The following is a 13,056-nucleotide window of genomic DNA, read 5'->3' on the forward strand; positions in this document are numbered from 1 at the left end:
CGCCGCCGGCCAGGACCGCCAGGCAGGGCCCAGTGGCTCAGGCGGCGAGGTCCTTCGACAGCAGCGCCGTTGTGGTGCCGTCGGGTAGGCGCTGCTTGCCGACCTCCTCGTAGCCGCGCGCGGTGTGGAACGCGTACGCCGGGGTGTCGGTCGGGGCCGCGGCGACGGTGCGGTCGAAGGGTCGGGCGGAGCGTTCGATGGCGCGGTACACCGTCGAGGCGATGCCCTGGCGGCGGTGCTCGGCCGCAATCACGATCCGCTCGATGTACAGGAAGCGGTCGGCGTAGGTCTGCGTGAACGCCTCGAAGGCGAGCCCGTCGTACGCCGAACCGGGGGTGAACGTGAGCACGAAGCCGGCCGGGGCGCCGTCCAGGTCGACCACGACGGCGTGCGCGGCGATCAGCCGGAGCCAGTCCAGGCGGTCGGCGCCGAGGGGTTCGACGAGACCTTCGGCGGTGGCGTTCAGCGCGAGAACCGTGGCGACGTCGGCGGCGGTCATCGGGCGGAGCTTCACAGTGATCAGGATCGCACGGTAAACGTTTGCTTCGGGAGGGGGTTCCCTGGCCCCACCCTGGCCCAGACCCCGAAATCGGGGGGCGCCCTTGGGAATGACCTGACGGGTGTGCAATGTTGAGTCCAGTGAACTCAAGTTTGTTCAGTCACGGATTTGAAACCGAGGCGGACGAACGGCAACATTGAGTCTGCATCACTCAACTCTGTGGAGGTAAAGCATGGCCCGCGCGGTCGGTATCGATCTCGGTACGACGAACTCCGTCATCGCCGTACTGGAAGGTGGCGAGCCCACCGTCATCCCCAACGCCGAGGGAGCGCGCACGACGCCCTCGGTGGTGGCTTTCGCCAAGAACGGCGAGGTCCTGGTCGGCGAGGTGGCGAAGCGCCAGGCCACCACGAACGTCGATCGCACCATCCGCTCGGTCAAGCGCCACATGGGCGAGGCCTGGAGCGTGGACATCGACGGCAAGAAGTTCACCCCGCAGCAGATCAGCGCGTTCGTGCTGCAGAAGCTGAAGCGGGACGCCGAGGCGTACCTCGGGGAGCAGGTCACCGACGCGGTCATCACCGTGCCGGCGTACTTCTCCGACGCGCAGCGCCAGGCGACCAAGGAGGCCGGCGAGATCGCGGGCCTGAAGGTGCACCGGATCGTCAACGAGCCGACCGCGGCCGCGCTCGCCTACGGCCTGGACAAGGGAGCCGAGCAGACCATCCTGGTCTTCGACCTCGGCGGCGGCACGTTCGACGTCTCCCTGCTGGAGATCGGTGACGGCGTCTTCGAGGTGAAGGCGACCAGCGGTGACAACCACCTCGGTGGTGACGACTGGGACAACCGGATCGTCAAGTGGCTGGTGACCCAGTTCAAGAACAAGAACGGCACCGACCTGTCCGGCGACAAGATGGCCATGCAGCGCCTCACCGAGGCCGCCGAGAAGGCCAAGATCGAGCTGTCCAGCACCGCCGAGACGACGATCCACCTGCCGTACCTGAGCCTGACCGAGTCCGGCCCGCTGCACCTGGAGGAGAAGCTCTCCCGGGCCGAGTTCCAGAAGATGACCAGCGACCTGCTCGAGCGCGCCCGCGCCCCGTTCAAGGCCGTCATCAAGGACGCCGGGATCGACGTGTCGAAGATCGACCACGTGATCCTGGTCGGCGGTTCGACCCGGATGCCCGCGGTGGCCGACCTGGTCAAGGAGCTCACCGCAGGCAAGGACGCGTACAAGGGTGTGAACCCGGACGAGGTCGTCGCGGTCGGCGCCTCCCTGCAGGCCGGTGTGCTGAAGGGTGAGGTCAAGGACGTCCTGCTGCTCGACGTGACCCCGCTGAGCCTCGGTATCGAGACCAAGGGCGGCGTGTTCACCAAGATCATCGAGCGCAACACCACGATCCCGACCAAGGGTTCGGAGATCTTCACCACGGCCGAGGACAACCAGCCGTCGGTGATGATCCAGGTCTACCAGGGCGAGCGCGAGATGGCCCGCGACAACAAGTCGCTCGGCAACTTCGAGCTGACCGGCCTGCCGCCGGCGCCGCGGAACGTGCCGCAGATCGAGGTCACCTTCGACATCGACGCGAACGGCATCGTGCACGTGAACGCCAAGGACCTGGCCACCGGCAAGGAGCAGCGGATGACGGTGACCGGCGGCTCCGCGCTGCCGAAGACCGACATCGACCAGATGGTCCGCGACGCCGAGCAGTACGCCGAGGAGGACCGCAAGCGCCGCGAGGCGGTGGAGAGCCGCAACCAGGCGGAGAGCCTCGTCTACCAGACCGAGAAGTTCCTGCAGGAGAACGAGGACAAGGTCCCCGACGACGTCAAGACCGAGGTCAAGGACGGCGTCGCCGAGCTGAAGAAGGCGCTCGAGGGTGACGATGCCGAGGCGATCAAGGCCGCCTCGGAGAAGCTCGCCCAGTCCAGCCAGAAGATGGGCGCCGCGATGTACGCGAACGCCCAGGCCGCCGGTGGCTCGACCGACGGCGCCACCTCCGAGGACGCGAGCTCGAGCAGCAGCAACGACGACGACGTCGTCGACGCCGAGATCGTGGACGAGGACCGGCCGCAGGACAAGACGGAGGACAAGTGACGGATCGACCGACTGGCAGCGAGTTCGGTGACGGGGAGCCCGTCATCCGCGACAAGCGCCGGATCGACCCGGAAACCGGCAAGCTGCGGGAGCCTGCGGAGCAGTCCGCGGCGCCCGCAGCGGCCGGCCCGGCCGGACAGCCACCGCGCGACCCGTCGGACCTGATCGGCCCGTCCGCCCAGGAGGCCCTGCTGACCGAGGCGCTCGCGGAGCGTACGGCGGACCTGCAGCGACTGCAGGCCGAGTACGTGAACTACAAGCGCCGCGTCGACCGGGAGCGGGAAGCGTCCCGGGAGCTCGTCATCGGCACCGTGCTGACCGAGCTGCTCGGGATCCTGGACGACGTCGGCCGGGCCCGCGAGGCGGGTGAACTGGAGGGCGCGTTCAAGGCGGTCGCCGAATCGCTGGAACGGGTCACTGAGAAGCTCGGCCTGGTGAAGTACGGCGAGGTGGGCGACACCTTCGACCCGCGGATCCACGAGGCCCTGCTGCACAACTACTCCGACGAGGTCGACGGCCCGACCGCGACGATGATCATGCAACCGGGCTACCGGCACGGTGAGCGGATCCTCCGGGCGGCCCGGGTGGCCGTGTCGGAGCCGACCGAACAACTGCCGGCCGACGCCGCGAAGGCCGACGTACCGGTGGAGACCACAGATGAAGACGCGGAACGGTCCGCGGAGTAACGACCACGACGGGAGGGGAGGCGTCGGATGAGCACGAAGGACTGGATCGAGAAGGACTTCTACAAGGTTCTCGGCGTCTCCAAGACCGCCGAGGCCGACGAGATCAAGAAGGCGTACCGCAAGCTGGCCCGGCAGTACCACCCGGACTCCAACGCCGGGGACACCAAGGCGGAGGCCAAGTTCAAGGAGGTCTCCGAGGCGTACGACGTCGTCGGTGACCCGAAGAAGCGCAAGGAGTACGACGAGGCGCGGCGGCTGTTCGGCAGCGGCGGCTTCCGGATGCCGAGCGGCAGCGGGCAGGGCGGCGGTTTCGACTTCAACGTCGGCGACCTCTTCAACCGCGGCGGCCAGGGTGCCGGCGGCGGGCTCGGCGACATCCTCGGCGGCATGTTCGGCGGTGGCGGCCGGACCACGACCAGTACGACCGCCCGTCCGCGGCGCGGTCAGGACATCGAGACCGAGGCGACGATCGAGTTCGCCGAGGCCGTGAACGGTGTCACGGTCGGGCTCCGGATGACCAGCGACGAGCCGTGCCCGACCTGTCGGGGGACCGGCGCGAAGTACGGCACCGTCCCGAAGGTCTGCCTCAAGTGCGAGGGCACCGGTATGCAGACCTCGGTGCAGGGCGGCGTCTTCGCGATGACCGAGCCGTGCACCGAGTGCAAGGGTCGCGGCCTGGTCGTCGACCAGCCGTGCGAGACCTGCCACGGCTCCGGCCGCGGCACGTCGAGCAAGACCATGCAGGTCCGCATCCCGGCGGGTGTCCAGGACAACCAGCGGATCCGGCTCAAGGGCAAGGGCGCGGCCGGCGAACGGGGTGGCCCTGCGGGCGACCTCTACGTCACCGTCCATGTGCACAAGCACCGGATCTTCGGCCGCCAGGGCGAGCACCTGACCCTGAACGTCCCGGTGAGTTTCACCGAGGCGGCGCTGGGTGCGGAGATCAAGGTTCCGACCCTGGACGGACTGCCCGTCACGGTCCGGATCCCTGCGGGTACGGCGAACGGGAGCAAACTGCGCGTCCGCGGTAAGGGTTCGGTCCGGCGGGACGGGACCAAGGGCGACCTGATGCTCACGCTCGACGTGCAGGTGCCGCACGAGCTGACCGACGAGCAGAAGGAGAAGCTGCAGGAGTTCAGCTCCGCGTCGGACCAGCCTGATCTGCGGGCCGGGTTGTTCGGGAGTTCGTGATGGGCATCCCGTTCAGCCAGGTACCGACCTGGGACGACCGCACCCCGATCTACGTGATCTCGGTGGCGGCCCAGCTGGCCGGTATGCACCCGCAGACGTTGCGCCAGTACGACCGGCTCGGCCTGGTGGTGCCGAGCCGGGCGTCCGGCCGCGGCCGGCGCTACTCGGCGTACGACGTGGCGAAGCTGCGCTACGTGCAGCACCTCAGCCAGGAAGAAGGTGTCAACCTGGCGGGCATTCGGCACATTCTCGCGCTACAGTCCGAAGTGGAGGACCTGCGCAAGCGGGTCAACCAGCTACTGGCAGAGGTCCAGCGCGGTGTCGGCGCCTCCCGGCGTCCCGCCGCCAGCCGGGTCTTCTCTGCCGGTCCCGCCGGCGACGTGATCGCCATGGGCCGACAGCAGACCACGACCCGGTGGATCCGCACCCAGCCTCTGGAACTCGGCTCGCGCTGATCCCCCGCCCACCAAAGCCGCCGGAGGTTCTCCGAAACCCACTCCTCGGATCCTCCGGCCAGGTGGAGGTCGACGTTCCCCCACGACGCCTCCACGAGTCGAGGGTGCGCTATCCCCCCAGCGCCCCTCGGCCCCCGCAGGGTGGTCCGTTCCAGGACCGCCCTGCGGCTCTCTTCGTGCTCTTGCGCCCGGTCGGACACCGCATACCCTGGCGGGGTGACCCTGAAGCTGGAGTCGGACCGGCTGCTGATCCGGGACTGGGAGGAAGACGACGCCGACGCCGCGCTGGAGATCTTCGGATCCGCGGACGTGGCGCCCTGGTTGTCACCGGCCATCGACAAGGTGCCGGACACCGCGACCATGCGAATGATCCTGCAGTCCTGGATCGAGGCCCAGCCGAACTTCGTCGTCCCGGCGGGCCGCTGGGCGGTCGAGCGCCGGACCGACCACGAGATCGTCGGCGCGTTGCTGATCCGCCTGCTGCCGCCGTACGAGGTGGATCTCGAGGTCGGCTGGCAGCTACGGCCGAGCGCCTGGGGTCACGGGTACGCGACCGAGGCCAGCCGCGCGCTGATGCGCTGGGCGTTCAGCGGCGGCGAGGTCGACGAGCTGTTCGCGGTCGCGCGACCGGCCAACCAGCGCGCGATCGCCACCGCGCGCCGCCTCGGGATGGAATGGGTCGGCGAGACCGACAAGTACTACGACCTGAACCTGCAGGTGTATCGCATCCGCGCCTCCGAGTTCAGCTGACGAAGAGCATCCGGTGGAGGGGTGGTGCCCACGCGGCGCCACCCCTCACGTCTGTCCGGAACCCTGAGTTCTCCCGGAGATTCTTCAGAGTTGAGTGGAATGGACTCAACTTTGGATAGGTTGTATCCAGTGACTGTTGTTGCTGGAACTTGAAAGGCTGGAACCAGATGGATGTTCAGCGGTTGACGACGCTGGCCCGGGAAACCCTGTCGGTCGCGATCCGTCAGACCTCCGCGGCGGGCAACCCGACCGTGGAACCGATTCACCTGCTGTCCGCGTTGCTCGCGCAGCCCGAGGGCACGACGATCGGTCTGCTCGAGGCGGCCGGCGGCGACCTGGACGCCGTCCGCCGGAAGACCGCCGAGCAGCTGAGCCGGCTCCCGAAGGCGAGCGGTGGCAGTGTGCAGGCGCCGAGCCTGTCGGGGAAGACCGGTGACGTGCTGAACCAGGCGGAGCAGCGGGCCCTCGGGCTCGGGGACGAGTATGTCTCCACCGAGCACCTGCTGATCGCGCTGGCGACCGTGGAGGGCGCCGCGAAGACCGCACTCGGGGTGACCCCGGACGCGCTGCTCGACGCGTTCGACAAGATGCGCGGCAACCGGCGGATCACCTCGCCAGAGGCCGAGGGCACCACGAAGTCGCTGGAGAAGTACGGTGTGGACCTCACCGAGCGGGCGCGCGACGGCAAGCTCGACCCGGTGATCGGCCGGGACACCGAGATCCGCCGCGTCGTGCAGGTGCTGTCGCGTCGTACCAAGAACAACCCTGTCCTGATCGGTGAGCCCGGCGTCGGCAAGACCGCCGTCGTCGAGGGGCTGGCCCAGCGGATCGTGGCCGGTGACGTGCCCGAATCGCTGCGTGGCCGCCGGCTGATCAGCTTGGACCTCGGAGCGATGGTCGCGGGCGCGAAGTACCGCGGTGAGTTCGAGGAGCGGCTGAAGGCCGTGCTGACCGAGATCAAGGAGTCCGACGGTCAGATCATCACGTTCATCGACGAGCTGCACACCGTCGTCGGCGCCGGTGCGAGCGGCGAGGGCGCGATGGACGCCGGCAACATGCTGAAGCCGATGCTGGCCCGCGGCGAGCTGCGGATGATCGGTGCGACGACCCTGGACGAGTACCGCACGCGGATCGAGAAGGACCCGGCGCTGGAGCGCCGTTTCCAGCAGGTGTTCGTCGGCGAGCCGTCGGTCGAGGACTCGATCGCGATCCTGCGCGGCCTGAAGGAGCGCTACGAGGCGCACCACAAGGTCGCGATCTCCGACTCCGCGCTGGTCGCCGCGGCGACGCTGTCCAACCGGTACATCACCGGTCGCCAGCTGCCCGACAAGGCGATCGACCTGGTCGACGAGGCCGCGTCCCGGCTGCGGATGGAGATCGACTCGTCCCCGGTCGAGATCGACTCGCTGCGCCGGACCGTGGACCGGCTGAAGATGGAGGAGCTCGCGCTGTCCCGCGAGGACGACGCCTCGTCGCAGGAGCGGCTGGAGCGGCTGCGCGCCGACCTCGCCGACCGCGAGGAGGAGCTGCGCGCGCTGGAGGCCCGCTGGGAGCGGGAGAAGACCGGCCTGAACCGGGTCGGTGAGATCAAGGAGCGCATCGACGAGCTGCGCGGCCAGGCCGAGCGCGCCCAGCGCGACGGCGACCTGGAGACCGCGTCCCGGCTGCTGTACGGCGAGATCCCGCAGCTCGCCAAGGAGCTCGAGGAGGCCGACGCCGAGGAAGAGGTTGCCGAGGGCCCCGAAGCGATGGTCAACGAGGAGGTCGGCCCGACCGAGATCGCCGAGGTGATCGCGATGTGGACCGGGATCCCGACCGGCCGGCTGCTCGAGGGCGAGACCGGCAAGCTGCTCCGGATGGAGGACGAGCTCGGCCGCCGGCTGATCGGTCAGCGCGAGGCGGTCAAGGCCGTGAGCGACGCCGTACGGCGGGCGCGCGCGGGCGTCTCCGACCCGGACCGGCCGACGGGTTCGTTCCTGTTCCTCGGCCCGACCGGTGTGGGCAAGACCGAGCTGGCGAAGGCGCTCGCGGACTTCCTGTTCGACGACGAGCGGGCGATGGTCCGCATCGACATGTCGGAGTACGGCGAGAAGCACAGCGTCGCGCGACTGGTCGGCGCCCCGCCCGGCTACGTCGGGTACGAGGAGGGCGGCCAGCTGACCGAGTCGGTCCGCCGCCGTCCGTACTCGGTGATCCTGCTCGACGAGGTGGAGAAGGCGCACCCCGAGGTCTTCGACGTCCTGCTGCAGGTGCTGGACGACGGTCGCCTGACCGACGGCCAGGGTCGCACGGTCGACTTCCGCAACGTGATCCTGATCCTGACCAGCAACCTGGGGTCGGCATACCTGGCCGACGTCACGCTCGACGACAAGATCAAGCGCGATCAGGTGATGGCCACCGTGCGGCAGTCGTTCAAGCCGGAGTTCATCAACCGGCTGGACGAGATCGTGCTGTTCGACGCGCTCGGCAGCGAGGAGCTGACACAGATCGTCGGGCTCCAGATCAACGCGCTGCAGCGCCGCCTGACCGACCGGCGGATCACGCTCGCGGTCGACGAGGGCGCGATGGAGTGGCTGGCGATGACCGGGTACGACCCGGTGTACGGCGCCCGCCCGCTGCGCCGCCTGGTGCAGTCCGCGATCGGCGACGAGCTCGCCCGCGGCCTGCTGAACGGCTCGATCCGCGACGGCGAGACCGTCAAGGTCACCCTCAACGAGTCGAAGGACGCGCTGGACGTCACTGTCTGAGCGGTTGGTGGGGCCCGGTCATTCCTGACCGGGCCCCTTCGGCTTACGTGGGCTCGGGGAGGATGGCCGGGTGACTTCGCGCGCCGACTGGACCAACACCACCCACGACTGGGCTGCTTCGGTCGATCACGAGCACCTGGAGCTGGTTCGCGCGAAGCCCGAGCTGTACGCGCCGAGCGGAGTGCTCCACCTGCTGCTGGAGGTGCTCGCGTACCCCGGCGACGAAGCCGAGTCGACGGGGCGCCGCCCGGAGTGCTCGGTGGAGCTGCACGCCGACGGGTCGATCGCGGTCACCGACTACGGGCGCGGCACGGACACCCGCGTCGACGAGCACGGCACTGTCGTGAAGAAGCCGGTCATGGCGACCAAGGACCTGCGGTTCTTCGAGGATCCGGAGGCGCCGCTGCTTCCGGACGGTCACCCGCGCCGAGGCATGTCCGTGGTGGCTGCTTCGAGCGAGTGGCTGGTGCACACCAACCGGCGTACCAACGGTTCGTGGACCCAGCGCTACGAGCTCGGCGTCCCCGTGACCGACCTCGAGCCGATCCCCACGGACGGCACCACCGGCACCACGGTCCACTTCCTCCCGTTGCCACACCTGGCACCACTCTTCAGCTGAGAACTCCTTGCGGGATCCGGCCCCGGCTTTTGTATTGGCCGGGAATGCCTTCAAACACTTGAACTTCCGGTCGTAGCGAGTCGGTATCTCTCCGCTCTTGAAACCAAGGGTTACTGCTTGGTAGGAACGTCCGTCAGCTAAGTACTGAACAGTAGTTCAGGTACCTGAAACTTGGATTTTCCGGCGGGGGGTCCCCGGAGTCCGGCAGTGAGTGGAGGACTCAATGCAGCGCAGTACCTTGCTATCCGGTGCGCTGCTGGCCGCCGTCGCGGGTCTGTTGTGTCTGGTCGGAGAAGCTCTCGGTCTGAACACGCAGCACGTGGCGCTGGTCGGCGGGGCCCTGGGGGGTGTGGTGGGGCTGGTGCAGGATCGCACTCCGGCGATGCGCGCGACCGGCTTCTTGATCGGGTTGTTCATCGCCTGGCTCGGATTCGCCGTCCGGGCGCTCTATCTGCCGGACTCGGCGTCCGGGCGGGCCGTCGCGGCCGTCGCCGTGGTGGCCGTCTGCGTGGCGTTCACGGCCGGCTCGGGCGAAAAGATCCCGTTGTGGACACTGCTGCTCGGCGCGGCCGCGATGGTCGCCGTGTACGAGGAGACCTACACCGCGGACAGTCCGGCTTTCCTGGCCCAGTCGCCGTCGGCGGCCACCGGCGTACTGCTGGCGGCCGGGATCGGGTTCCTGGCGACCTCGCTCCGGCGGCCGCAGCCGGAGCCTCCGGCCGAGCGGTCCGAGGTTCCGCCCGACGAGCCGACTGAAGAAGACGTCTGGGTTCCCGCCGACGACACCCGTGAGCTTGCCTCGACCGAAGGAGACCGTGCGTGACCGCCCGACGCATCACCCGGGGACTCGCTGTCGCCGTCGCCGTCCCGTCCGCTTTCGTCCTGTCGACGTCCCAGGCGCTGGCTACCTCGAGCGCCCTGTCCGCCGGCCCCGTCACGGTCACCAACACCGAGACGGTGCAGGCCAGGCTCGACCCCAGCGGCAAGGTCGAAGGCGCCCGGATCTACGAGCAGCTCGCCTTCGTCGGCACCGGAAAGGTGAAGGTCGACAACCCGGTGTCGACCGACAGCCTGCGCAACCTGGACAGCTTCGGCGGCTTCGCGGTCAAGGACGGCAAGATGGCCGTCGACCTGTCGGTGGACGGCGAGCAGCGGATTCGCACCGTCAGCGACTTCGACAAGAAGAAGCTGCCGATCAAGGTCGCCGTCACCTACACCCTCAACGGCAAGAAGCTGTCCAAGCCCAGTGACGTCGTCGGCAAGAAGGGCCGGCTGGAGGCGCATTACGTCGTGGAGAACACCTCGGCCAAGACCGAGTCGGTGACGATCACCGACGGGTACGGCAAGCAGGTCGTCGAACAGGCCGACGTCGTCATTCCGATGGTCGGTCAGCTCACGACGGTGCTGCCGCCCGAGTTCGGCGATGTCACCTCGGCCGAGGCGAACAAGGCCGGCGACGGCAAGGGCGGTACGAAGCTGAGCTTCACCGCGACGCTGTTCCCGCCCGTCGGCGCCGCGACCGCGGAGTTCGGCTGGTCGGCCGAGGTCAAGGACGCGATCGTCCCCGAGGCCGAGCTGACCGCGTTGCCGGTCAGCCCGCTGGAGAGCCCGGCGTTCAAGACCGCGGTCACCGGATACGAGAGCGGCGCGGCGAAGGGCGCCGACCTGGTCGAGGGCGGCACGACGCTCGACTCGAACCTGATCCGGCTGCGGGACGGCGCGCAGAAGCTGCTCACCGGCCTGCTCCAGCTGAACGCCGGTGCGAAGGCCTTGAACGACGGCCTCGCCAACCAGGCCGCGCCTGGTGCCACGAAGCTCTCCAGTGGTGCGTCGCAGCTGGCCGGCGGCATGGCCGAGCTCGAGTCAGGTGCATCTGTGCTGCGCACGAAGACCGGCGAGGCCGCCAAGGGGGCGGGCAAGCTGGACAAGGGCGCCGGCGAACTGCAGAAAGGCGCGAAGGACCTCGCCGCAGGTGCCGGCAAGCTGAAGACCGGTACCGGCAAACTCGCGTCCGGCCTGGACGAGGCCACCGGCAAGGCTCCTGCATTGATCGACGGACTGAACCAGGTCAGCGGCGGCTTGAAGAGCGTCGAGGACGGGCTCGGTCAGATGTACGGCGGCATCGGCCAGCTGCCCGCCAAGGCGAAACCGCTGCACGACGGCGTGGCCCAGCTCCGCGCGGGGATCGGCTCGGTCGGAAGCGAGGGAACGCTGCTCGGCGGACTGGAGACGCTGAAGAAGCAGCTCGCCGCCTCCGGTCCGGGGATCGACAAGATGCGCGGCGGCGTGCACTGCGCGGCGGATGCGCTCGACGCGGTCAGCAACGGCAAGCCGGCCGGAACGTACAGCGAGGCCTGCTACGGCGCCGCTGCCGCGCAGCTGAACGGGCCGGCCGGGGCGCTGAACGTCGGGCCGGAGACCAACCCGGTCAAGAAGATGATCCTCGACTCGGTGATCGCCCAGATGGGCTCGATGGGTGACCCGGTACCCGATCTGGACAAGCCGCTGCCGGATTCCGCCAAGCTGCAGGCTGCGCTCGCGTACCTGAAGGGCCGGCTGACCCAGCGCGCCGTACCAGGGATCGCGCAGCTGCAGTGCGGGCTCGACAACCGGGTCTCGGGCTGTCCGGACTCGGAGCCCGGTCTGATGCAGGGCCTCGTGGCGCTGGATGCCGGCGTGACCAAGCTGGTGTCCGGTGTGGTGGCCAGCGTCCAGGGCGGCGTCGGCACCTCGAAGGACACGCCGGCCAGCAAGACCCTGCGCGGTGGGGTCAACGGGCTGCAGACCGGTGTCGGACAGATCCAGGCGGGTGGCAAGACGCTGCTGGCCGGCCTCAACCAGCTGTCGGACGGCGCTGACCAGCTCGACACGGGCGCGGGTGCGCTGTCCACCGGGACCGGCAAGCTCAAGGCGGGTGTCGGCGTGCTGGTGAACGGCACCGGGCAGCTCGACAGAGGGCTCGGATTGCTGGCCGGCGGTACCGGCAAGCTGGCCGACGGCGTCGGCCAGGCCAAGACCGGTTCGGACCAACTGGCGCAGGGTTCCAAGGATCTGGCGACCGGCATCGGCTCCGCGGCCGAGGGGTCGGGCAAGCTGTCGGAGGGTCTCAACACTGCCACCGAACAAGCGCCCGCTGTCCCCGACGGCGCCGGCCGGCTCTCGAAGGAAGGTGCGAAGGTGCTGACCAAGAACGGCGCCGACACCGCAGTCGACTTCGGCCGCCGCTACAGCCTGCTCTCCGCTGCCGCAGACCGCGCCAAGACCGAGTCGATGCCGTTCGGTGCTCCCGAGGGTGCGACCGGCGCAACGGCGTACTCGCTCAAGCTGGCCGGGGCCACCGGTGAAGGCGACCGCAGCTGGATCCGCCTGCTCGCCGGCCTGGCCGTGTTCGGTGTCGCCATCGGCGCCACCAGCCTCCTCCGCCGGCGCACCACCTCCTGAGGCTCGCCGCCCGAGCCGGGCCGGTCGTGCAGACCGGCCCGGCTCGGCGGCGTTGTTTGGCCGATCTGGGAGGATCGGAGCAGGGGTCGTGGAAGGACGTTGGATGACTGGGCAGCGTGGTGACGAGCCGGTGCGGGACGGGCCGGGTCCGTACAGCGGGTTGTTCGGTTCCGCTCCGGATACGTACGGCTACCAGACGGCGACGCCGAAGCAGGTCACCGTCGCGTCGGTCATCGCGATCGGGCTCGGCGCGCTGTGCCTGCTGCTGGCGGCTCTCACGCTCACGTCGGCCGGCGACCAGATCTCCGAAGTACTCACCGGCTCCCAGGGCAACACACCGGTCGCGGTCGCGGCCACCCTCATCTGCGCGGTCGTCTACCTGGTCCCCGCGCTCTACCTCCGCAAGCGCCGCGCCTGGGCTCGGTACGTGCTGATCGCCGTCGCTGCCATGGGCATCGCGGGCGGGATCATGGCCCTCCCGGCCAGCCTGCTCGGTCTTGCCGTCCATGCGACCCTGCTGATCCTGATGCTCCAGCGACCCACCAGACTGTGGTTCACCCACCGCTGACG

11 protein-coding genes are annotated in these 13,056 nt (G+C 69.1%); 10 read left to right on the plus strand and 1 reads right to left on the minus strand.

Annotated features, from left to right (window positions below; all coding sequences use genetic code 11):
* Positions 1-37 precede the first annotated feature (37 nt).
* On the minus strand, positions 38-514 hold the full coding sequence (locus AB0I12_RS18955) for a GNAT family N-acetyltransferase (protein WP_359931014.1): 477 nt from the start codon (positions 512-514) through the stop codon (positions 38-40).
* A gap of 217 nt (positions 515-731) precedes the next feature.
* On the opposite strand from AB0I12_RS18955, the gene dnaK reads away from it, so the two are divergent.
* From dnaK to AB0I12_RS19005, 10 genes are all read left to right on the plus strand, one after another.
* On the plus strand, positions 732-2,597 hold the full coding sequence (dnaK, locus tag AB0I12_RS18960) for a molecular chaperone DnaK (RefSeq protein WP_359931017.1): 1,866 nt from the start codon (positions 732-734) through the stop codon (positions 2,595-2,597).
* Positions 2,594-3,283, plus strand: coding sequence for a nucleotide exchange factor GrpE (gene grpE, locus AB0I12_RS18965; RefSeq protein ID WP_359931019.1), 690 nt, complete (start codon positions 2,594-2,596; stop codon positions 3,281-3,283). The genes dnaK and grpE overlap by 4 nt, the downstream gene beginning before the upstream one ends.
* Before the next feature lie 27 nt (positions 3,284-3,310).
* Positions 3,311-4,474 (plus strand): molecular chaperone DnaJ, encoded by a 1,164-nt coding sequence (gene dnaJ / locus AB0I12_RS18970; protein WP_359931022.1) that lies wholly within the window; start codon positions 3,311-3,313, stop codon positions 4,472-4,474.
* A complete protein-coding gene (locus AB0I12_RS18975) occupies positions 4,474-4,929 on the plus strand; it encodes a helix-turn-helix transcriptional regulator (RefSeq protein WP_359931025.1) in 456 nt (151 codons plus the stop codon). Before dnaJ ends, AB0I12_RS18975 begins: the two co-directional genes overlap by 1 nt.
* A gap of 216 nt (positions 4,930-5,145) precedes the next feature.
* Entirely contained in the window at positions 5,146-5,679 is a 534-nt protein-coding gene (locus AB0I12_RS18980) for a GNAT family N-acetyltransferase (RefSeq protein ID WP_359931028.1), read from the plus strand.
* Positions 5,680-5,846: 167 nt separating this feature from the next.
* Positions 5,847-8,426, plus strand: a complete 2,580-nt coding sequence (gene clpB / locus AB0I12_RS18985) for an ATP-dependent chaperone ClpB (RefSeq protein WP_359931031.1) — start codon at positions 5,847-5,849, stop codon at positions 8,424-8,426.
* 70 nt (positions 8,427-8,496) lie between these two features.
* Entirely contained in the window at positions 8,497-9,045 is a 549-nt protein-coding gene (locus AB0I12_RS18990; RefSeq protein ID WP_359931034.1) for a hypothetical protein, read from the plus strand.
* Positions 9,046-9,268: 223 nt separating this feature from the next.
* On the plus strand, positions 9,269-9,868 hold the full coding sequence (locus tag AB0I12_RS18995; RefSeq protein WP_359931036.1) for a hypothetical protein: 600 nt from the start codon (positions 9,269-9,271) through the stop codon (positions 9,866-9,868).
* Entirely contained in the window at positions 9,865-12,486 is a 2,622-nt protein-coding gene (locus AB0I12_RS19000; RefSeq protein ID WP_359931039.1) for a hypothetical protein, read from the plus strand. Before AB0I12_RS18995 ends, AB0I12_RS19000 begins: the two co-directional genes overlap by 4 nt.
* A gap of 103 nt (positions 12,487-12,589) precedes the next feature.
* Positions 12,590-13,054, plus strand: a complete 465-nt coding sequence (locus tag AB0I12_RS19005; protein WP_359931048.1) for a hypothetical protein — start codon at positions 12,590-12,592, stop codon at positions 13,052-13,054.
* Positions 13,055-13,056 lie beyond the last annotated feature (2 nt).

The organism is Kribbella sp. NPDC050459 (assembly GCF_040655315.1).
Classification (GTDB): Bacteria; Actinomycetota; Actinomycetes; order Propionibacteriales; family Kribbellaceae; genus Kribbella.